This window comes from Gottfriedia acidiceleris, from assembly GCF_023115465.1.
GTDB lineage: Bacteria > Bacillota > Bacilli > Bacillales > Bacillaceae_G > Gottfriedia > Gottfriedia acidiceleris_B.
Genome location: NZ_CP096034.1, coordinates 285,992 through 309,112 on the forward strand (window position 1 = coordinate 285,992; position 23,121 = coordinate 309,112).

Sequence of the window (23,121 nt, forward strand, 5' to 3'; positions counted from 1 at the left end):
GATTTAAACTTAACTTTTATGGAGAGTTTGATCCTGGCTCAGGACGAACGCTGGCGGCGTGCCTAATACATGCAAGTCGAGCGGACTAATGGGAGCTTGCTCCCATTAGTTAGCGGCGGACGGGTGAGTAACACGTGGGCAACCTACCTGTAAGACTGGGATAACTTCGGGAAACCGGAGCTAATACCGGATGACATAAAGGAACTCCTGTTCCTTTATTGAAAGATGGCCTCGGCTATCACTTACAGATGGGCCCGCGGCGCATTAGCTAGTTGGTGAGGTAACGGCTCACCAAGGCGACGATGCGTAGCCGACCTGAGAGGGTGATCGGCCACACTGGGACTGAGACACGGCCCAGACTCCTACGGGAGGCAGCAGTAGGGAATCTTCCGCAATGGACGAAAGTCTGACGGAGCAACGCCGCGTGAGCGATGAAGGCCTTCGGGTCGTAAAGCTCTGTTGTTAGGGAAGAATAAGTGCTAGTTGAATAAGCTGGCACCTTGACGGTACCTAACCAGAAAGCCACGGCTAACTACGTGCCAGCAGCCGCGGTAATACGTAGGTGGCAAGCGTTGTCCGGAATTATTGGGCGTAAAGCGCGCGCAGGCGGTTTCTTAAGTCTGATGTGAAAGCCCCCGGCTCAACCGGGGAGGGTCATTGGAAACTGGGAAACTTGAGTGCAGAAGAGGAAAGTGGAATTCCAAGTGTAGCGGTGAAATGCGTAGAGATTTGGAGGAACACCAGTGGCGAAGGCGACTTTCTGGTCTGTAACTGACGCTGAGGCGCGAAAGCGTGGGGAGCAAACAGGATTAGATACCCTGGTAGTCCACGCTGTAAACGATGAGTGCTAAGTGTTAGAGGGTTTCCGCCCTTTAGTGCTGAAGTTAACGCATTAAGCACTCCGCCTGGGGAGTACGGTCGCAAGACTGAAACTCAAAGGAATTGACGGGGGCCCGCACAAGTGGTGGAGCATGTGGTTTAATTCGAAGCAACGCGAAGAACCTTACCAGGTCTTGACATCCTCTGACAACCCTAGAGATAGGGCTTTCCCTTCGGGGACAGAGTGACAGGTGGTGCATGGTTGTCGTCAGCTCGTGTCGTGAGATGTTGGGTTAAGTCCCGCAACGAGCGCAACCCTTGATCTTAGTTGCCAGCATTTAGTTGGGCACTCTAAGGTGACTGCCGGTGACAAACCGGAGGAAGGTGGGGATGACGTCAAATCATCATGCCCCTTATGACCTGGGCTACACACGTGCTACAATGGATAGTACAAAGGGTTGCAAGACCGCGAGGTGGAGCTAATCCCATAAAACTATTCTCAGTTCGGATTGTAGGCTGCAACTCGCCTACATGAAGCCGGAATCACTAGTAATCGCGGATCAGCATGCCGCGGTGAATACGTTCCCGGGCCTTGTACACACCGCCCGTCACACCACGAGAGTTTGTAACACCCGAAGTCGGTGGGGTAACCTTTTAGGGGCCAGCCGCCTAAGGTGGGACAGATGATTGGGGTGAAGTCGTAACAAGGTAGCCGTATCGGAAGGTGCGGCTGGATCACCTCCTTTCTATGGAGACATCATGAACCGATGGTTCATGTATGAAATGTTTCTTCATTGTTTTGTTTAGTTTTGAGAGTTCACTCTCAACTTTGTACCTTGAAAACTAGATAATGTCATTCATTAAACTGCGTAAGTTTAATTCAATTAGTTTTAAAATTAGTTAAGTTAGAAAGGGCGCACGGTGGATGCCTTGGCACTAGGAGTCGATGAAGGACGGGACTAACACCGATATGCTTCGGGGAGCTGTAAGTAAGCTTTGATCCGGAGATTTCCGAATGGGGAAACCCACTACTCGTAATGGAGTAGTATCTTTACCTGAATACATAGGGTACTGAGGACAGACCCAGGGAACTGAAACATCTAAGTACCTGGAGGAATAGAAAGCAATAGCGATTTCCTGAGTAGCGGCGAGCGAAACGGAAGATAGCCCAAACCAAGAGGCTTGCCTCTTGGGGTTGTAGGACACTCTATACGGAGTTACAAAGGAACGGGGTAAATGAAGCGACCTGGAAAGGTCCGTCAAAGAAGGTAAAAACCCTGTAGTTGAAACCTCGTTCCCTCTTGAGTGGATCCTGAGTACGGCGGAACACGTGAAATTCCGTCGGAATCTGGGAGGACCATCTCCCAAGGCTAAATACTACCTAGTGACCGATAGTGAACCAGTACCGTGAGGGAAAGGTGAAAAGCACCCCGGAAGGGGAGTGAAAGAGAACCTGAAACCGTGTGCTTACAAATAGTCAGAGCTCGTTAACGAGTGATGGCGTGCCTTTTGTAGAATGAACCGGCGAGTTACGATCCCGTGCAAGGTTAAGTTGAAGAGACGGAGCCGCAGCGAAAGCGAGTCTGAATAGGGCGATATAGTACGTGGTCGTAGACCCGAAACCGAGTGATCTACCCATGTCCAGGATGAAGTTCAGGTAACACTGAATGGAGGTCCGAACCCACGCACGTTGAAAAGTGCGGGGATGAGGTGTGGGTAGCGGAGAAATTCCAATCGAACTCGGAGATAGCTGGTTCTCCCCGAAATAGCTTTAGGGCTAGCCTTATGTGTTAGAGTCTTGGAGGTAGAGCACTGATTGGACTAGGGGCCCCCAACGGGTTACCGAATTCAGTCAAACTCCGAATGCCAATGACTTATCCATAGGAGTCAGACTACGAGTGATAAGATCCGTGGTCAAGAGGGAAACAGCCCAGACCGCCAGCTAAGGTCCCAAAGTATACGTTAAGTGGAAAAGGATGTGGAGTTGCTTAGACAACCAGGATGTTGGCTTAGAAGCAGCCACCATTTAAAGAGTGCGTAATAGCTCACTGGTCGAGTGACTCTGCGCCGAAAATGTAACGGGGCTAAACGTATCACCGAAGCTGCGGATTGATACCGTATGGTATCAGTGGTAGGGGAGCGTTCTAAGGGCGTTGAAGCTAGATCGTAAGGACTGGTGGAGCGCTTAGAAGTGAGAATGCCGGTATGAGTAGCGAAAGACGGGTGAGAATCCCGTCCACCGTATGCCTAAGGTTTCCTGGGGAAGGCTCGTCCTCCCAGGGTTAGTCAGGACCTAAGCCGAGGCCGAAAGGCGTAGGCGATGGATAACAGGTTGATATTCCTGTACCACCTCATTTCCGTTTGAGCGATGGAGGGACGCAGAAAGATAGGGTAAGCGCGCTGCTGGATATGCGCGTCCAAGCAATTAGGCTGATGTGTAGGCAAATCCGCACATCATAAGGCTGAGTTGTGATGGCGAGGGAAATATAGTACCGAAGTTCCTGATTCTACGCTGCCAAGAAAAGCTTCTAGCGAGGAAATAGGTGCCTGTACCGCAAACCGACACAGGTAGGCGAGGAGAGAATCCTAAGGTGAGCGAGAGAACTATGGTTAAGGAACTCGGCAAAATGACCCCGTAACTTCGGGAGAAGGGGTGCTCTTTTGGGTGTATGCCCGGGAGAGCCGCAGTGAAAAGGCCCAAGCGACTGTTTAGCAAAAACACAGGTCTCTGCGAAGCCGCAAGGCGAAGTATAGGGGCTGACGCCTGCCCGGTGCTGGAAGGTTAAGAGGAGGGGTTATCCCTTACGGGAGAAGCTCTGAATTGAAGCCCCAGTAAACGGCGGCCGTAACTATAACGGTCCTAAGGTAGCGAAATTCCTTGTCGGGTAAGTTCCGACCCGCACGAAAGGCGTAACGATTTGGGCACTGTCTCAACCATAGACTCGGTGAAATTATAGTACCTGTGAAGATGCAGGTTACCCGCGACAGGACGGAAAGACCCCGTGGAGCTTTACTGCAGCTTGATATTGAATTTTGGTACAGCTTGTACAGGATAGGTAGGAGCCTGAGAAGCCGGAGCGCTAGCTTCGGTGGAGGCGTCGGTGGGATACTACCCTGGCTGTATTGAAATTCTAACCTAGAGCCGTGATCCGGCTCGGAGACAGTGTCAGGTGGGCAGTTTGACTGGGGCGGTCGCCTCCTAAAGAGTAACGGAGGCGCCCAAAGGTTCCCTCAGAATGGTTGGAAATCATTCGAAGAGTGTAAAGGCATAAGGGAGCTTGACTGCGAGACCTACAAGTCGAGCAGGGACGAAAGTCGGGCTTAGTGATCCGGTGGTTCCGCATGGAAGGGCCATCGCTCAACGGATAAAAGCTACCCCGGGGATAACAGGCTTATCTCCCCCAAGAGTCCACATCGACGGGGAGGTTTGGCACCTCGATGTCGGCTCATCGCATCCTGGGGCTGTAGTCGGTCCCAAGGGTTGGGCTGTTCGCCCATTAAAGCGGTACGCGAGCTGGGTTCAGAACGTCGTGAGACAGTTCGGTCCCTATCCGTCGTGGGCGCAGGAAATTTGAGAGGAGCTGTCCTTAGTACGAGAGGACCGGGATGGACACACCGCTGGTGTACCAGTTGTTCTGCCAAGAGCATGGCTGGGTAGCTATGTGTGGAAGGGATAAGTGCTGAAAGCATCTAAGCATGAAGCCCCCCTCAAGATGAGATTTCCCATAGCGTTAAGCTAGTAAGACCCCTGAGAGACGATCAGGTTGATAGGTCAGAGGTGGAAGCGTGGTGACACGTGGAGCTGACTGATACTAATCGGTCGAGGACTTAACTAACAAGTTTGATGATGACATTATCTAGTTTTGAGGGTACGAAGTACAACTCTATAAATCAGGTGATTAGTGCGAAGAGGTCACACCCGTTCCCATACCGAACACGGCAGTTAAGCTCTTCAGCGTCGATGGTAGTTGGGGGTTTCCCCCTGTGAGAGTAGAACGTCGCCTGGTTTAACAAAGTATCAGCTAATCAGCTGGTGCTTTTTTTATTTTAAATCAGTTAATTGTTGATATTTAACAATCCTAAAGGTGTCAATAATTGATTAGTCCTTTTAAGTTCTTTTTAAAAAAAATTGATTACCAAGAACTTGAATCTTGTCATTCAGAATTATCAATAATAGTAGGAACTGTATCAGATTGTTTAAAAACATAGGTCTCATTATCAATTTTTATTTTAAAAGTTCTTCCTTTTTCATCATAAATAATTTTCAAGTTATGAAATTTAGAACTATTAATTACATACGTGGTATCTGTCTTCTGAGTATAATTTCCTTTATCTGACTCAGATTGATTATAATAATAAAATGAATGATGGTCATCTTCATCAAATACTATTGTTGCAAATGGAAGTTTTTTGCTGTGGAAAGTCCCTATTAAAGTTGAATCATATAAAATCTGTATTTTAGGGACGTTTATAGCTAAACTAATAAATACTAAAGCTAATAATAGAATAATGCTTTTATCAACCCACTTTTTGTTTTGAACTTCAGCCATTACGATCTACACTCCTTCCCTAATTTAAAACTATTTAAATAAAGGAAGAACTATTCTAAATACATACTAATACAAAACCGAGTTATTTTATCTTTGTATTATACATAGTCTCTAGCTCATTAATGTAATAATTCTTGTTGAATAAATAAAACAAACACTCTGAAATATAAAATGGTCAATAGGAAAACGAACATTAAATTGAACAAATTAAGTTGATAGTTTAATCGATGAAGATGTTTTTTGTAAAAATCACATGCTTTAGTACTTTAATAGAGGTTATGTATTTGGTTTATCCACTTTTTTTACGATAATTGTACTTATAGTATCTTTCCAGTAAATTTCGTAATATATTTCTTTTTCCTGATCAATAAACTCACATCCGCCGCTCTCTCTTTTTTTACCATGAAATTCACCAGATTGATATAATAAAAACGTCTCTCCTCCGATGATTCCTTCATTATAACTAATCAAATAGCGTGAGTTTGACTTAATTAAATTTTTATCATATTTTCCTTTATACTTTATATTTGTTTGATATAATATATCAGTTCCAACCAAAGTCATTTGGTGTAATATTTCCCAGTTATTATCTGCTCCTTTAAAACTAACAGACTTAGAACGAAATAAATGATTTGCAATCTCTCCGTGTACAGAAGTAATTTAGTAAAATTAAGAACAATAAACTAAAAGTAAGATACGCTATTGTATTTTTCATTTGAAATCTCCAGTTTTTATATTTAATATTCAATTAAATTATTTGTTTTTATACAATAATAAATCCTTACTAAACTTAATTTCTATTTGCACCAATTTGGAAGGTAGATTTTTTTACTTTTTACAATCCTTTTTACAATTGAATTTATGTAAGTATGAAACATAAAGTTGAATGCTTATCCGAAAGGAAAAAAAGATGTAGAAAATTTAAATTACTCACATATAGTAAATAATGCAGATCATCTTTACTTTTCAAATTACAAATAGTATGATGATTTCAATAAGTTAGATTTCAATGAACATAATAATAAATGAGGTGCCTTTTGTGAGTGCGGTAGGTTCTAAATAGGATAAAAATAAATGAAATAAATAAGATGAAAAAAGGGGATTGGATTTGTAGAATTCGTACCCTTAATTTTGTCATGTATTTATTTCAAACCTATGAAGATACCTACAATACTTTATAATGCGTGTATTGAATTTAGTATGGCTATTCTGTAATAGCTTATTTAACTATATTTCAATTATACTTGCCTTGTAATGTGATTAAAGCTGCGGTATCTCCGCAGCTTTTTATATTTTTCGGGTAAAAACAGTTCTTTACTTCTATAAATAATTTCAATGGAATCTAACTAGTAGGTATCTCCATTTATGATCAATAAAATCATATTAAAGAGGAGAATTAAAGTTGAATAATATAACATTTAAAAAATTACAATATAACGAGTTAAAAGAAATTGTAAAATCTTATTGTGTAAGTGGATTAGGTAAAAAATTGATAAATCAATTAGAACCTAGTACAAATATAAAAGTAGTTAAAAATAGATTAAATGAGACAACTGAAGCTCGGGCAATATTAGATGCAGAAGGACATGTGCCATTTTTAGGTGTCTCTAACATTGAAAATCTTATTCAAAATCTTGAAAAGGGCATAATATTAGATCCAAGTGATTTAACCAGTGTTTCGGACTTTTTAAGAGGGTGTAGAAGAATTAAAAAGTTTATGCAAGATAACGAATTTTTTGCTCCAAATCTCGCTTCTTACGCAAACTCAATGAGTGAATTTATATGTATTGAAGATGAGATTAACTTCTCAATTAAAGGGAACAGCGTTGATTCTGCGGCAAGTAAGGATCTTAAAAGGATACGAAATAAAATAGAATCAGTGGAAGAGAAAATTAAAGATCGTTTAAATAAATTTTTAAGTAGTAGTGCAAATAAAATGTTTATTCAAGACTTTTTTATAAGTAAGAAAGATGACCGGTATACAATACCAATTAAAGCTTCCTTTAAGAAGCAAGTTCCAGGATCGATTATTGAAGTTTCATCTAAAGGGGCAACAGTCTTTATTGAACCGAATACAGTAACTAAATTAAATAGTGAGTTAGCAAGTCTAAAGGCTGAAGAGGCAATGGAAGAATACCAAATATTAGCTACCCTTACAGGAATGATCTTAGAAAACATTTATGAAATAAATATAAATATGGAGTTAATTAGCCAATATGATATGGTGTTTGCTAAAGCTAAATTCAGCAAATATATTGGTGGAGTTGAGCCGAAATTAAATGACTTTGGATATATAAAGTTAGTTGATTGCAAGCATCCACTATTAACAGGAAATGTAGTTCCGCTTAATTTTGAGATAGGAGAAAGTTATCGTAGTTTAATTATTACTGGCCCTAATGCGGGTGGAAAGACAGTTGTTCTGAAAACAATTGGTTTACTAACTTTAGCAACAATGTCAGGTTTCCATATTATAGGAGGCACGGGGACTGAAATTGCAGTGTTTGAAAAGATTTTTGTTGATATTGGTGATAATCAAAGTATAGAGAACGCGCTAAGCACATTTTCATCACATATGAAAAACCTTTCCGATATTATGGGTGTTTCTAATAATAATACACTTTTACTATTCGATGAAATAGGAAGTGGTACGGAACCGAATGAAGGGTCTGCACTAGCAATATCTATATTGGAAGAATTTTACCTTATGGGATGTATTACAGTTGCAACTACCCATTATGGTGAAATTAAACGTTTTTCAGAAATGCATAGTGACTTTATGAATGCAGCAATGCGATTTAATAGTGAAACACTAGAACCAATGTATAAGTTAATAATCGGGAAATCAGGAGAAAGTAATGCTCTATGGATTTCTAAGAAAATGAATATTAGCGAAAATGTACTTCAAAGAGCCAAGGAATATATGGAAAATAAAGAATATCAATTAGAAAAAGTAAATGAAAATGCAATAAGGAGACCAAAGATTGTCAAATTGAGATCTGATGAAAAGGTTAACTTCCAAAAAGGTGATCGAGTAAAATTATTAGACTATGATAACTTTGGAATTGTCTATAAAGAAATCGATTATTTCTACAATCTTATTGTTTTTTACAATGGTGATTTTTTTGAAGTTAATGAAAAACGAGTATCTTTAGAAGTAAAAGCTACTGAACTTTATCCAGAAGGATATGACTTAGATACATTATTTGTTGATTATGCGACAAGGAAATTACAGCACGATATTGAACGAGGTTCGAAAAAGGCACTTCGAAAGATTCAAAAAGGAATGAGAAGTAACGGGGAGTAATATTACGGCTGTTTTCAATCAGCAAATTATCGCACATTGTATACACACTAAAACATCAGCCCAAAAGCTGATGTTTTTTTAAGAAAAAAATCATTGTTTTCAAGAATACAAAACAAATTTAAGCTTATATGAATAGACTATACCAAACAACATGATTGGGGTCTTAATATGAGGAAATTTTCTTATATAGATTTAATCGCCACGTTAAATATAGAAGATGCACATCCAGGTGGGTTTGATTTAACAAAAAAAACATTGAGATTTCTTCCGCTGACATCAGATAGCCAAGTTTTAGAAGTTGGATGCGGTTCAGGTAAAACTGCTAGCTATTTATATGAAAGTTACAATTGCTCAATTACAACAATCGATATAAACAGTCGGATGCTGGCTAATGCACGAAAACGATTTAACAAAAAGAAAATTCCAGTTACTCTACATCAAGCAAGTGCAGAAAACCTTCCTTTTAAAGATAATTCATTTGATATCATTATATCTGAATCAGTAACAAGCTTCACAAATGTAGATAAATCAATACAAGAATATGTAAGAGTGTTAAAAAAAGGTGGATATTTTCTTGCTATAGAAATGACAACTGAGAGACCACTAACACTAAAAGAAGAAAGTGAAATAAAGGAAGTTTATGGTATTCCAAAAGTAAAAACAGTAAGAGAATGGGAACAAGCGTTAATCAAAGGGGGCTTTAGAGATTATAAAATCCTCAAAGGAAATACAGTAATGAATACATCAACAAACTCAACTGATTCAATACCATTTCAAAAGTTACCACCGGAGGGAATTGAATTACTTCATAGATTTCAAGACATACTAGTGCGTTATAAAGATGTGTTAGGATATAGAGTGTTTTTATGTAGAAAAAGATAGGCATAATTGCTTATCTTTTTTTTGATTAAAAAAAACTACCAAATTAACGGTCACCATGAGGATAAATTGAAAATGCTTATTAATCTCTACTTCATTGATGATTAAAAATGTTTTGGAAAATTTATAGGCATATGTATATAAGTAAAGTATGAATATAATTATAATGACTTTTTTCATAATGCTTTTATTCTGTAATTAATGAAAGGAAATTATTTTTGTATTAGTAATTAAAAGTATAATGAGGGTTTTACATGACCTTTTCACCCATAAAATAAAAGGATGTCTCAAAAGTCAGCAATTGACCAAAGAGACATTCCCACAGTAATTGAATATAAAGTTTTTATTGAGCTATTAAAAAAAGAATAATGCAGCTAATGCGACTCCTGCAACAAAACCAAGTGCAATTGAAATACCGAACCCACAGCCGAAGAATCCGCATCTAAATCCATCTCCGTCAAAATTTCTTTCTTCTCTTCTATCAAATCTTCTATCAAACCTTCTGTCAAATCTTCTATCGAATCGATCATCAAATTGATTGTCAAATCGATTATCAACCCGATTACCAAACATATTATCAAAACGATTTCCATTTTGGAAATTTCTATTTGAAAAATTTCTATTAGATTGATTTCTATTCATGTTATTTCTATTACGATTGGATGATCTATTAGAAAAATTAGAGTTCTGACGATTTTGATTCACTGGTTCAATAAAAACTCGATCTTCAGTTACTCTAGTAATACGTCCAACGTGCTCGTTTCCTTCTTTATCGAAAATGCGTACAACCTGCCCTCTAAAATTATTACATAATTGATGGGCTTCATTACATTGCATAACAATTCCTCCTTTTCTTGTACTAATCTATGGAAGAGGAGTAGTTTGTGCTTGTACTTTTACCTAGTTGTACAATTAACTAATTAATTTGTTTGAAATTTATGTGATTTATTTTTAATAACTTTTTGTAAAAGAAATACTTGCAATCATTTGGACGAGATGGTATATTTGTTTATGTTGTCACAACGAAACAAGTTGGAACGACAAAAAAATATAAAATAAGTTGTTGACAGGTTGGTCGACAAAATGTTATTATATTAAAGTCGCTTCTGAAGAGGCGAAATGAACTTTGAAAACTAAACAAAACATGAAGTAAACGTCAATTATTAGTTTTTTGAGCAATACAAGATTTAAACTTAACTTTTATGGAGAGTTTGATCCTGGCTCAGGACGAACGCTGGCGGCGTGCCTAATACATGCAAGTCGAGCGGACTAATGGGAGCTTGCTCCCGTTAGTTAGCGGCGGACGGGTGAGTAACACGTGGGCAACCTACCTGTAAGACTGGGATAACTTCGGGAAACCGGAGCTAATACCGGATGACATAAAGGAACTCCTGTTCCTTTATTGAAAGATGGCCTCGGCTATCACTTACAGATGGGCCCGCGGCGCATTAGCTAGTTGGTGAGGTAACGGCTCACCAAGGCAACGATGCGTAGCCGACCTGAGAGGGTGATCGGCCACACTGGGACTGAGACACGGCCCAGACTCCTACGGGAGGCAGCAGTAGGGAATCTTCCGCAATGGACGAAAGTCTGACGGAGCAACGCCGCGTGAGCGATGAAGGCCTTCGGGTCGTAAAGCTCTGTTGTTAGGGAAGAATAAGTGCTAGTTGAATAAGCTGGCACCTTGACGGTACCTAACCAGAAAGCCACGGCTAACTACGTGCCAGCAGCCGCGGTAATACGTAGGTGGCAAGCGTTGTCCGGAATTATTGGGCGTAAAGCGCGCGCAGGCGGTTTCTTAAGTCTGATGTGAAAGCCCCCGGCTCAACCGGGGAGGGTCATTGGAAACTGGGAAACTTGAGTGCAGAAGAGGAAAGTGGAATTCCAAGTGTAGCGGTGAAATGCGTAGAGATTTGGAGGAACACCAGTGGCGAAGGCGACTTTCTGGTCTGTAACTGACGCTGAGGCGCGAAAGCGTGGGGAGCAAACAGGATTAGATACCCTGGTAGTCCACGCTGTAAACGATGAGTGCTAAGTGTTAGAGGGTTTCCGCCCTTTAGTGCTGAAGTTAACGCATTAAGCACTCCGCCTGGGGAGTACGGTCGCAAGACTGAAACTCAAAGGAATTGACGGGGGCCCGCACAAGTGGTGGAGCATGTGGTTTAATTCGAAGCAACGCGAAGAACCTTACCAGGTCTTGACATCCTCTGACAACCCTAGAGATAGGGCTTTCCCTTCGGGGACAGAGTGACAGGTGGTGCATGGTTGTCGTCAGCTCGTGTCGTGAGATGTTGGGTTAAGTCCCGCAACGAGCGCAACCCTTGATCTTAGTTGCCAGCATTTAGTTGGGCACTCTAAGGTGACTGCCGGTGACAAACCGGAGGAAGGTGGGGATGACGTCAAATCATCATGCCCCTTATGACCTGGGCTACACACGTGCTACAATGGATAGTACAAAGGGTTGCAAGACCGCGAGGTGGAGCTAATCCCATAAAACTATTCTCAGTTCGGATTGTAGGCTGCAACTCGCCTACATGAAGCCGGAATCACTAGTAATCGCGGATCAGCATGCCGCGGTGAATACGTTCCCGGGCCTTGTACACACCGCCCGTCACACCACGAGAGTTTGTAACACCCGAAGTCGGTGGGGTAACCTTTTAGGGGCCAGCCGCCTAAGGTGGGACAGATGATTGGGGTGAAGTCGTAACAAGGTAGCCGTATCGGAAGGTGCGGCTGGATCACCTCCTTTCTATGGAGACATCATGAACCGATGGTTCATGTATGAAATGTTTCTTCATTGTTTTGTTTAGTTTTGAGAGTTCACTCTCAACTTTGTACCTTGAAAACTAGATAATGTCATTCATTAAACTGCGTAAGTTTAATTCAATTAGTTTTAAAATTAGTTAAGTTAGAAAGGGCGCACGGTGGATGCCTTGGCACTAGGAGTCGATGAAGGACGGGACTAACACCGATATGCTTCGGGGAGCTGTAAGTAAGCTTTGATCCGGAGATTTCCGAATGGGGAAACCCACTACTCGTAATGGAGTAGTATCTTTACCTGAATACATAGGGTACTGAGGACAGACCCAGGGAACTGAAACATCTAAGTACCTGGAGGAATAGAAAGCAATAGCGATTTCCTGAGTAGCGGCGAGCGAAACGGAAGATAGCCCAAACCAAGAGGCTTGCCTCTTGGGGTTGTAGGACACTCTATACGGAGTTACAAAGGAACGGGGTAAATGAAGCGACCTGGAAAGGTCCGTCAAAGAAGGTAAAAACCCTGTAGTTGAAACCTCGTTCCCTCTTGAGTGGATCCTGAGTACGGCGGAACACGTGAAATTCCGTCGGAATCTGGGAGGACCATCTCCCAAGGCTAAATACTACCTAGTGACCGATAGTGAACCAGTACCGTGAGGGAAAGGTGAAAAGCACCCCGGAAGGGGAGTGAAAGAGAACCTGAAACCGTGTGCTTACAAATAGTCAGAGCTCGTTAACGAGTGATGGCGTGCCTTTTGTAGAATGAACCGGCGAGTTACGATCCCGTGCAAGGTTAAGTTGAAGAGACGGAGCCGCAGCGAAAGCGAGTCTGAATAGGGCGATATAGTACGTGGTCGTAGACCCGAAACCGAGTGATCTACCCATGTCCAGGATGAAGTTCAGGTAACACTGAATGGAGGTCCGAACCCACGCACGTTGAAAAGTGCGGGGATGAGGTGTGGGTAGCGGAGAAATTCCAATCGAACTCGGAGATAGCTGGTTCTCCCCGAAATAGCTTTAGGGCTAGCCTTATGTGTTAGAGTCTTGGAGGTAGAGCACTGATTGGACTAGGGGCCCCCAACGGGTTACCGAATTCAGTCAAACTCCGAATGCCAATGACTTATCCATAGGAGTCAGACTACGAGTGATAAGATCCGTGGTCAAGAGGGAAACAGCCCAGACCGCCAGCTAAGGTCCCAAAGTATACGTTAAGTGGAAAAGGATGTGGAGTTGCTTAGACAACCAGGATGTTGGCTTAGAAGCAGCCACCATTTAAAGAGTGCGTAATAGCTCACTGGTCGAGTGACTCTGCGCCGAAAATGTAACGGGGCTAAACGTATCACCGAAGCTGCGGATTGATACCGTATGGTATCAGTGGTAGGGGAGCGTTCTAAGGGCGTTGAAGCTAGATCGTAAGGACTGGTGGAGCGCTTAGAAGTGAGAATGCCGGTATGAGTAGCGAAAGACGGGTGAGAATCCCGTCCACCGTATGCCTAAGGTTTCCTGGGGAAGGCTCGTCCTCCCAGGGTTAGTCAGGACCTAAGCCGAGGCCGAAAGGCGTAGGCGATGGACAACAGGTTGATATTCCTGTACCACCTCATTTCCGTTTGAGCGATGGAGGGACGCAGAAAGATAGGGTAAGCGCGCTGCTGGATATGCGCGTCCAAGCAATTAGGCTGATGTGTAGGCAAATCCGCACATCATAAGGCTGAGTTGTGATGGCGAGGGAAATATAGTACCGAAGTTCCTGATTCTACGCTGCCAAGAAAAGCTTCTAGCGAGGAAATAGGTGCCTGTACCGCAAACCGACACAGGTAGGCGAGGAGAGAATCCTAAGGTGAGCGAGAGAACTATGGTTAAGGAACTCGGCAAAATGACCCCGTAACTTCGGGAGAAGGGGTGCTCTTTTGGGTGTATGCCCGGGAGAGCCGCAGTGAAAAGGCCCAAGCGACTGTTTAGCAAAAACACAGGTCTCTGCGAAGCCGCAAGGCGAAGTATAGGGGCTGACGCCTGCCCGGTGCTGGAAGGTTAAGAGGAGGGGTTATCCCTTACGGGAGAAGCTCTGAATTGAAGCCCCAGTAAACGGCGGCCGTAACTATAACGGTCCTAAGGTAGCGAAATTCCTTGTCGGGTAAGTTCCGACCCGCACGAAAGGCGTAACGATTTGGGCACTGTCTCAACCATAGACTCGGTGAAATTATAGTACCTGTGAAGATGCAGGTTACCCGCGACAGGACGGAAAGACCCCGTGGAGCTTTACTGCAGCTTGATATTGAATTTTGGTACAGCTTGTACAGGATAGGTAGGAGCCTGAGAAGCCGGAGCGCTAGCTTCGGTGGAGGCGTCGGTGGGATACTACCCTGGCTGTATTGAAATTCTAACCTAGAGCCGTGATCCGGCTCGGAGACAGTGTCAGGTGGGCAGTTTGACTGGGGCGGTCGCCTCCTAAAGAGTAACGGAGGCGCCCAAAGGTTCCCTCAGAATGGTTGGAAATCATTCGAAGAGTGTAAAGGCATAAGGGAGCTTGACTGCGAGACCTACAAGTCGAGCAGGGACGAAAGTCGGGCTTAGTGATCCGGTGGTTCCGCATGGAAGGGCCATCGCTCAACGGATAAAAGCTACCCCGGGGATAACAGGCTTATCTCCCCCAAGAGTCCACATCGACGGGGAGGTTTGGCACCTCGATGTCGGCTCATCGCATCCTGGGGCTGTAGTCGGTCCCAAGGGTTGGGCTGTTCGCCCATTAAAGCGGTACGCGAGCTGGGTTCAGAACGTCGTGAGACAGTTCGGTCCCTATCCGTCGTGGGCGCAGGAAATTTGAGAGGAGCTGTCCTTAGTACGAGAGGACCGGGATGGACACACCGCTGGTGTACCAGTTGTTCTGCCAAGAGCATGGCTGGGTAGCTATGTGTGGAAGGGATAAGTGCTGAAAGCATCTAAGCATGAAGCCCCCCTCAAGATGAGATTTCCCATAGCGTTAAGCTAGTAAGACCCCTGAGAGACGATCAGGTTGATAGGTCAGAGGTGGAAGCGTGGTGACACGTGGAGCTGACTGATACTAATCGGTCGAGGACTTAACTAACAAGTTTGATAATGACATTATCTAGTTTTGAGGGTACGAAGTACAACTCTATAAATCAGGTGATTAGTGCGAAGAGGTCACACCCGTTCCCATACCGAACACGGCAGTTAAGCTCTTCAGCGTCGATGGTAGTTGGGGGTTTCCCCCTGTGAGAGTAGAACGTCGCCTGGTAACAAAAAAACATCAGTCTAATAGCTGATGTTTTTTTGTGCTGGAATATGTAAAACGATAATTTACTCTAAATTTTTATTTGTTAAATTTAAATCAAGTCAATGATCAAAAGCCAGATGACACGATTAAGTATAGTTCGCATGCTATCTATGAAGTGAAACGAGTAATAAAAGGTTTGATCATATTAAAAATGTAAATGGTCTACATTCTCTAATGAAACAATATTAAGCCGATGAAGGGAGTTGCTACAAAGTATCTTATTTATTATCTGCTTGGTTTATTTTGTTGATAGTCTTAGTAACGAAAATAGAAAACACAATATTAAAGAAGGATTACTCATACCGTTTGTTTTTGAAATAACATTTAGTTATGAATGTTTGCGTTTGGCCAGGCTCAATATTGAGTCTTTTTATTTTTAATTTACAGAAATAATTTTATGAGGTGTTGGAATGATACTTAATGATTTCTTGAAAGAATTATTTCCTAACTTAGAACTCAAGAACACCTTTGTAATTACAATTGGGATATTGGTATTCGATTTGAACTTTGGGTAGAGTGGGAAAGAGGTTAGGATTATCCTGAAATCCCATATATATTGGGTTGTTACAAAAGAGCAACTACTTTTTTAAAGCAATTCACTCTCCAACGGATGATATTTTTGTCTTATGAGATGTAAACGATTTTGATTGAGGTAAACAAATTAAAGGTAAATTAAAGAACTTTTTACCATTTGTAGAGAATTCACTATTGTATAGATTAAAGCATCAAGCGAAGCTATATGTTTTCTGACAATGACGAAGAAGGAACATATAAAACGCATTGGTACAGTTTAAAATGTAAAACGAGTGAATTCAAATACTGTTCTTTGCTAAAAGAAATATGCAATCTAGAATTGGGAATTAGTCCGAAGGTTTTTCATAGAGTATATTTTATAAATATAAATATTAATAAGAAAACAATCTTTTACGTTTACGATGACCGAGTATGATTTACGGCAACTTCACCCGACACTATAAGGGATACATATGTTACTTACAATGAATGGATCTTGGATTATGACAAACCTAATATTGAGATGGTTCTTAGTTGAAATAAGTAGAAGGGAAGTAGTATTTAGAAGTGTTTCCTTTTAATATATATATAATCAACACTAATATTTAATAAAGCAATAGATAATTAAAGTATCTTAAAAAAGGTCATACATAACTTTTATTAATTTTTTGTAAAGAAATGCTTGCAATCATTTGGACGAGATGGTATATTTGTTTATGTTGTCACAACGTAACAAGTTGGAACGACAAAAAAATATAAAATAAGTTGTTGACAGGTTGTTCAACAAAATGTTATTATATTAAAGTCGCTTCTGAAGTGGCGAAATGAACTTTGAAAACTAAACAAAACATGAAGTAAACGTCAATTATTAGTTTTTTGAGCAATACAAGATTTAAACTTAACTTTTATGGAGAGTTTGATCCTGGCTCAGGACGAACGCTGGCGGCGTGCCTAATACATGCAAGTCGAGCGGACTAATGGGAGCTTGCTCCCGTTAGTTAGCGGCGGACGGGTGAGTAACACGTGGGCAACCTACCTGTAAGACTGGGATAACTTCGGGAAACCGGAGCTAATACCGGATGACATAAAGGAACTCCTGTTCCTTTATTGAAAGATGGCCTCGGCTATCACTTACAGATGGGCCCGCGGCGCATTAGCTAGTTGGTGAGGTAACGGCTCACCAAGGCGACGATGCGTAGCCGACCTGAGAGGGTGATCGGCCACACTGGGACTGAGACACGGCCCAGACTCCTACGGGAGGCAGCAGTAGGGAATCTTCCGCAATGGACGAAAGTCTGACGGAGCAACGCCGCGTGAGCGATGAAGGCCTTCGGGTCGTAAAGCTCTGTTGTTAGGGAAGAATAAGTGCTAGTTGAATAAGCTGGCACCTTGACGGTACCTAACCAGAAAGCCACGGCTAACTACGTGCCAGCAGCCGCGGTAATACGTAGGTGGCAAGCGTTGTCCGGAATTATTGGGCGTAAAGCGCGCGCAGGCGGTTTCTTAAGTCTGATGTGAAAGCCCCCGGCTCAACCGGGGAGGGTCATTGGAAACTGGGAAACTTGAGTGCAGAAGAGGAAAGTGGAATTCCAAGTGTAGCGGTGAAATGCGTAGAGATTTGGAGGAACACCAGTGGCGAAGGCGACTTTCTGGTCTGTAACTGACGCTGAGGCGCGAAAGCGTGGGGAGCAAACAGGATTAGATACCCTGGTAGTCCACGCTGTAAACGATGAGTGCTAAGTGTTAGAGGGTTTCCGCCCTTTAGTGCTGAAGTTAACGCATTAAGCACTCCGCCTGGGGAGTACGGTCGCAAGACTGAAACTCAAAGGAATTGACGGGGGCCCGCACAAGTGGTGGAGCATGTGGTTTAATTCGAAGCAACGCGAAGAACCTTACCAGGTCTTGACATCCTCTGACAACCCTAGAGATAGGGCTTTCCCTTCGGGGACAGAGTGACAGGTGGTGCATGGTTGTCGTCAGCTCGTGTCGTGAGATGTTGGGTTAAGTCCCGCAACGAGCGCAACCCTTGATCTTAGTTGCCAGCATTTAGTTGGGCACTCTAAGGTGACTGCCGGTGACAAACCGGAGGAAGGTGGGGATGACGTCAAATCATCATGCCCCTTATGACCTGGGCTACACACGTGCTACAATGGATAGTACAAAGGGTTGCAAGACCGCGAGGTGGAGCTAATCCCATAAAACTATTCTCAGTTCGGATTGTAGGCTGCAACTCGCCTACATGAAGCCGGAATCACTAGTAATCGCGGATCAGCATGCCGCGGTGAATACGTTCCCGGGCCTTGTACACACCGCCCGTCACACCACGAGAGTTTGTAACACCCGAAGTCGGTGGGGTAACCTTTTAGGGGCCAGCCGCCTAAGGTGGGACAGATGATTGGGGTGAAGTCGTAACAAGGTAGCCGTATCGGAAGGTGCGGCTGGATCACCTCCTTTCTATGGAGACATCATGAACCGATGGTTCATGTATGAAATGTTTCTTCATTGTTTTGTTTAGTTTTGAGAGTTCACTCTCAACTTTGTACCTTGAAAACTAGATAATGTCATTCATTAAACTGCGTAAGTTTAATTCAATTAGTTTTAAAATTAGTTAAGTTAGAAAGGGCGCACGGTGGATGCCTTGGCACTAGGAGTCGATGAAGGACGGGACTAACACCGATATGCTTCGGGGAGCTGTAAGTAAGCTTTGATCCGGAGATTTCCGAATGGGGAAACCCACTACTCGTAATGGAGTAGTATCTTTACCTGAATACATAGGGTACTGAGGACAGACCCAGGGAACTGAAACATCTAAGTACCTGGAGGAATAGAAAGCAATAGCGATTTCCTGAGTAGCGGCGAGCGAAACGGAAGATAGCCCAAACCAAGAGGCTTGCCTCTTGGGGTTGTAGGACACTCTATACGGAGTTACAAAGGAACGGGGTAAATGAAGCGACCTGGAAAGGTCCGTCAAAGAAGGTAAAAACCCTGTAGTTGAAACCTCGTTCCCTCTTGAGTGGATCCTGAGTACGGCGGAACACGTGAAATTCCGTCGGAATCTGGGAGGACCATCTCCCAAGGCTAAATACTACCTAGTGACCGATAGTGAACCAGTACCGTGAGGGAAAGGTGAAAAGCACCCCGGAAGGGGAGTGAAAGAGAACCTGAAACCGTGTGCTTACAAATAGTCAGAGCTCGTTAACGAGTGATGGCGTGCCTTTTGTAGAATGAACCGGCGAGTTACGATCCCGTGCAAGGTTAAGTTGAAGAGACGGAGCCGCAGCGAAAGCGAGTCTGAATAGGGCGATATAGTACGTGGTCGTAGACCCGAAACCGAGTGATCTACCCATGTCCAGGATGAAGTTCAGGTAACACTGAATGGAGGTCCGAACCCACGCACGTTGAAAAGTGCGGGGATGAGGTGTGGGTAGCGGAGAAATTCCAATCGAACTCGGAGATAGCTGGTTCTCCCCGAAATAGCTTTAGGGCTAGCCTTATGTGTTAGAGTCTTGGAGGTAGAGCACTGATTGGACTAGGGGCCCCCAACGGGTTACCGAATTCAGTCAAACTCCGAATGCCAATGACTTATCCATAGGAGTCAGACTACGAGTGATAAGATCCGTGGTCAAGAGGGAAACAGCCCAGACCGCCAGCTAAGGTCCCAAAGTATACGTTAAGTGGAAAAGGATGTGGAGTTGCTTAGACAACCAGGATGTTGGCTTAGAAGCAGCCACCATTTAAAGAGTGCGTAATAGCTCACTGGTCGAGTGACTCTGCGCCGAAAATGTAACGGGGCTAAACGTATCACCGAAGCTGCGGATTGATACCGTATGGTATCAGTGGTAGGGGAGCGTTCTAAGGGCGTTGAAGCTAGATCGTAAGGACTGGTGGAGCGCTTAGAAGTGAGAATGCCGGTATGAGTAGCGAAAGACGGGTGAGAATCCCGTCCACCGTATGCCTAAGGTTTCCTGGGGAAGGCTCGTCCTCCCAGGGTTAGTCAGGACCTAAGCCGAGGCCGAAAGGCGTAGGCGATGGATAACAGGTTGATATTCCTGTACCACCTCATTTCCGTTTGAGCGATGGAGGGACGCAGAAAGATAGGGTAAGCGCGCTGCTGGATATGCGCGTCCAAGCAATTAGGCTGATGTGTAGGCAAATCCGCACATCATAAGGCTGAGTTGTGATGGCGAGGGAAATATAGTACCGAAGTTCCTGATTCTACGCTGCCAAGAAAAGCTTCTAGCGAGGAAATAGGTGCCTGTACCGCAAACCGACACAGGTAGGCGAGGAGAGAATCCTAAGGTGAGCGAGAGAACTATGGTTAAGGAACTCGGCAAAATGACCCCGTAACTTCGGGAGAAGGGGTGCTCTTTTGGGTGTATGCCCGGGAGAGCCGCAGTGAAAAGGCCCAAGCGACTGTTTAGCAAAAACACAGGTCTCTGCGAAGCCGCAAGGCGAAGTATAGGGGCTGACGCCTGCCCGGTGCTGGAAGGTTAAGAGGAGGGGTTATCCCTTACGGGAGAAGCTCTGAATTGAAGCCCCAGTAAACGGCGGCCGTAACTATAACGGTCCTAAGGTAGCGAAATTCCTTGTCGGGTAAGTTCCGACCCGCACGAAAGGCGTAACGATTTGGGCACTGTCTCAACCATAGACTCGGTGAAATTATAGTACCTGTGAAGATGCAGGTTACCCGCGACAGGACGGAAAGACCCCGTGGAGCTTTACTGCAGCTTGATATTGAATTTTGGTACAGCTTGTACAGGATAGGTAGGAGCCTGAGAAGCCGGAGCGCTAGCTTCGGTGGAGGCGTCGGTGGGATACTACCCTGGCTGTATTGAAATTCTAACCTAGAGCCGTGATCCGGCTCGGAGACAGTGTCAGGTGGGCAGTTTGACTGGGGCGGTCGCCTCCTAAAGAGTAACGGAGGCGCCCAAAGGTTCCCTCAGAATGGTTGGAAATCATTCGAAGAGTGTAAAGGCATAAGGGAGCTTGACTGCGAGACCTACAAGTCGAGCAGGGACGAAAGTCGGGCTTAGTGATCCGGTGGTTCCGCATGGAAGGGCCATCGCTCAACGGATAAAAGCTACCCCGGGGATAACAGGCTTATCTCCCCCAAGAGTCCACATCGACGGGGAGGTTTGGCACCTCGATGTCGGCTCATCGCATCCTGGGGCTGTAGTCGGTCCCAAGGGTTGGGCTGTTCGCCCATTAAAGCGGTACGCGAGCTGGGTTCAGAACGTCGTGAGACAGTTCGGTCCCTATCCGTCGTGGGCGCAGGAAATTTGAGAGGAGCTGTCCTTAGTACGAGAGGACCGGGATGGACACACCGCTGGTGTACCAGTTGTTCTGCCAAGAGCATGGCTGGGTAGCTATGTGTGGAAGGGATAAGTGCTGAAAGCATCTAAGCATGAAGCCCCCCTCAAGATGAGATTTCCCATAGCGTTAAGCTAGTAAGACCCCTGAGAGACGATCAGGTTGATAGGTCAGAGGTGGAAGCGTGGTGACACGTGGAGCTGACTGATACTAATCGGTCGAGGACTTAACTAACAAGTTTGATGATGACATTATCTAGTTTTGAGGGTACGAAGTACAACTCTATAAATCAGGTGATTAGTGCGAAGAGGTCACACCCGTTCCCATACCGAACACGGCAGTTAAGCTCTTCAGCGTCGATGGTAGTTGGGGGTTTCTCCCTGTGAGAGTAGAACGTCGCCTGGTAACTAAAAACATCAGCTATTAGGCTGATGTTTTTTTATGTTTAAAGTTACTTTACTTTTGCTAAATATTAATTAAGTAAACAATAATATTAATGCTGGGCAAACACCCTTAATTATAAATCTACATAACCTAGAATGAATGGAGGGAAAAAGATGAGAGGAAAAATACTCAATTATTATGCAGGTGGTAATACTGCAAAAGGGTTTTATAATCTCTATGACTCAGCTTTAGAGGATTTAGATAAACTATTCATTCTAAAAGGTGGTCCAGGTACTGGGAAATCAACTTTAATGAAAACAATTGGAGAACTGATTGTAAATAAGGGAATCGATATTGAATATTTACATTGTTCTTCAGATACCAATTCAGTTGATGGCTTAATTATCCCGAAATTTCAAATTGGTATAGTAGACGGAACAGCACCACATGTAATTGAACCAAAAGCTCCAGGGGTTATTGAGGAATATGTGAATTTAGGTGTTGCTTGGGATTCTAAGAAATTATCTGTACACAGGGAAGCAATACTAAAACTAAATGATCAAATTTCCAAGAAGTTTCAAACAGCATATAACACATTTGCCGCTTCATTAAGGGCCCATGATGAGATTGAAGAAATATATATTTCTAATATGGACTTTTTAGAAGCTAATAAACTGACTGACGAATTGATAGCGCTATTTTATGGTAATGACAGTAATACTGAAAAAGATTCCAAAGTAAAACATAGATTTTTAGGTGCAGCAACTCCAAGTGGTGCAGTTGATTATATTCAAAATTTAACAGAAGAAATAGAAAAGCGATATTTTATTAAAGGAAGAGCAGGTTCCGGTAAATCAACAATGTTAAAGAAAATAGCAGCTGCAGGAGAAGAAAGAGGATTTGATGTACAGATTTATCATTGTGGATTTGATCCAAACAGTCTTGATATGGTAATTATTCCGGAAAAAGGCATTGCAATCTTTGACAGTACAGCACCACATGAATATTTTCCTGATCGTGAAAATGATGAGATTATTGATATGTACAAAAGATGTATTACGCCAGGAACAGATGAGAAATACGCAACTGAAATCGAAAGAACAACAAATTCATATAAAGATAAAATGAAAGAAGCAATATCTTATTTGGCAGAAGCTAAAGTTCTTAGAGACGAATTAGAAGCTATTTATATTGGAGCAATGGACTTTTCAAAAGTTGATAAAATTCAGTCTGAATTAATAGAGGAAATTGAAAGTATCATTAAAAATTAAAATTAGCTAATCTCTAAAAAGGCGAAACCAAAATGGTATCGC

6 protein-coding genes, 9 rRNA genes and 1 pseudogene are annotated in these 23,121 nt (G+C 43.3%); 13 read left to right on the forward strand and 3 right to left on the reverse strand.

What is annotated here, in order from left to right; all coding sequences use genetic code 11:
- The first annotated feature begins 15 nt into the window (after positions 1 to 15).
- From MY490_RS01520 to rrf (MY490_RS01530), 3 genes are all read left to right on the forward strand, one after another.
- Positions 16 to 1,565, forward strand: a 16S ribosomal RNA gene (locus tag MY490_RS01520).
- A gap of 152 nt (positions 1,566 to 1,717) precedes the next feature.
- A 23S ribosomal RNA gene (locus MY490_RS01525) occupies positions 1,718 to 4,655 on the forward strand.
- Positions 4,656 to 4,710: 55 nt separating this feature from the next.
- Positions 4,711 to 4,826: ribosomal RNA gene (gene rrf, locus MY490_RS01530) — 5S ribosomal RNA — on the forward strand.
- The 16S, 23S and 5S rRNA genes sit together here, the layout of an rRNA operon.
- A gap of 147 nt (positions 4,827 to 4,973) precedes the next feature.
- Here the strand turns inward: rrf (MY490_RS01530) and MY490_RS01535 are convergent.
- Together MY490_RS01535 and MY490_RS01540 are read right to left on the reverse strand one after the other, a co-directional pair.
- On the reverse strand, positions 4,974 to 5,369 hold the full coding sequence (locus tag MY490_RS01535) for a hypothetical protein (protein WP_248267689.1): 396 nt from the start codon (positions 5,367 to 5,369) through the stop codon (positions 4,974 to 4,976).
- Between the two features lie 276 nt (positions 5,370 to 5,645).
- A complete protein-coding gene (locus MY490_RS01540; RefSeq protein WP_248267690.1) occupies positions 5,646 to 5,933 on the reverse strand; it encodes a hypothetical protein in 288 nt (95 codons plus the stop codon).
- Positions 5,934 to 6,771: 838 nt separating this feature from the next.
- On the opposite strand from MY490_RS01540, the gene MY490_RS01545 reads away from it, so the two are divergent.
- A complete protein-coding gene (locus MY490_RS01545) occupies positions 6,772 to 8,673 on the forward strand; it encodes an endonuclease MutS2 (protein ID WP_248267691.1) in 1,902 nt (633 codons plus the stop codon).
- 168 nt (positions 8,674 to 8,841) lie between these two features.
- Positions 8,842 to 9,555 (forward strand): class I SAM-dependent methyltransferase, encoded by a 714-nt coding sequence (locus MY490_RS01550; RefSeq protein ID WP_248267692.1) that lies wholly within the window; start codon positions 8,842 to 8,844, stop codon positions 9,553 to 9,555.
- A gap of 351 nt (positions 9,556 to 9,906) precedes the next feature.
- On the opposite strand, the gene MY490_RS01555 is transcribed toward MY490_RS01550, so the two are convergent.
- On the reverse strand, positions 9,907 to 10,389 hold the full coding sequence (locus MY490_RS01555; RefSeq protein WP_248267693.1) for a hypothetical protein: 483 nt from the start codon (positions 10,387 to 10,389) through the stop codon (positions 9,907 to 9,909).
- A gap of 362 nt (positions 10,390 to 10,751) precedes the next feature.
- Between MY490_RS01555 and MY490_RS01560 the strand changes: the two genes are divergently transcribed.
- The 8 genes and pseudogenes from MY490_RS01560 to MY490_RS01600 all read left to right on the forward strand — a co-directional run bounded on the left by MY490_RS01560 (position 10,752) and on the right by MY490_RS01600 (position 23,079).
- Positions 10,752 to 12,301 (forward strand): 16S ribosomal RNA (locus MY490_RS01560).
- A 152-nt stretch (positions 12,302 to 12,453) separates the two neighbouring features.
- A 23S ribosomal RNA gene (locus tag MY490_RS01565) occupies positions 12,454 to 15,391 on the forward strand.
- Positions 15,392 to 15,446: 55 nt separating this feature from the next.
- Positions 15,447 to 15,562 (forward strand): 5S ribosomal RNA (gene rrf / locus MY490_RS01570).
- 449 nt (positions 15,563 to 16,011) lie between these two features.
- A pseudogene (locus MY490_RS22270) lies at positions 16,012 to 16,652 on the forward strand (DUF3885 domain-containing protein).
- A 366-nt stretch (positions 16,653 to 17,018) separates the two neighbouring features.
- Positions 17,019 to 18,568 (forward strand): 16S ribosomal RNA (locus tag MY490_RS01585).
- A 152-nt stretch (positions 18,569 to 18,720) separates the two neighbouring features.
- Positions 18,721 to 21,658: ribosomal RNA gene (locus MY490_RS01590) — 23S ribosomal RNA — on the forward strand.
- 55 nt (positions 21,659 to 21,713) lie between these two features.
- Positions 21,714 to 21,829, forward strand: a 5S ribosomal RNA gene (gene rrf / locus MY490_RS01595).
- Between the two features lie 152 nt (positions 21,830 to 21,981).
- The gene (locus MY490_RS01600; protein WP_248267694.1) at positions 21,982 to 23,079 is read left to right on the forward strand and encodes a PRK06851 family protein; all 1,098 of its coding nucleotides are present in this window, start codon (positions 21,982 to 21,984) and stop codon (positions 23,077 to 23,079) included.
- Positions 23,080 to 23,121: the final 42 nt, after the last annotated feature.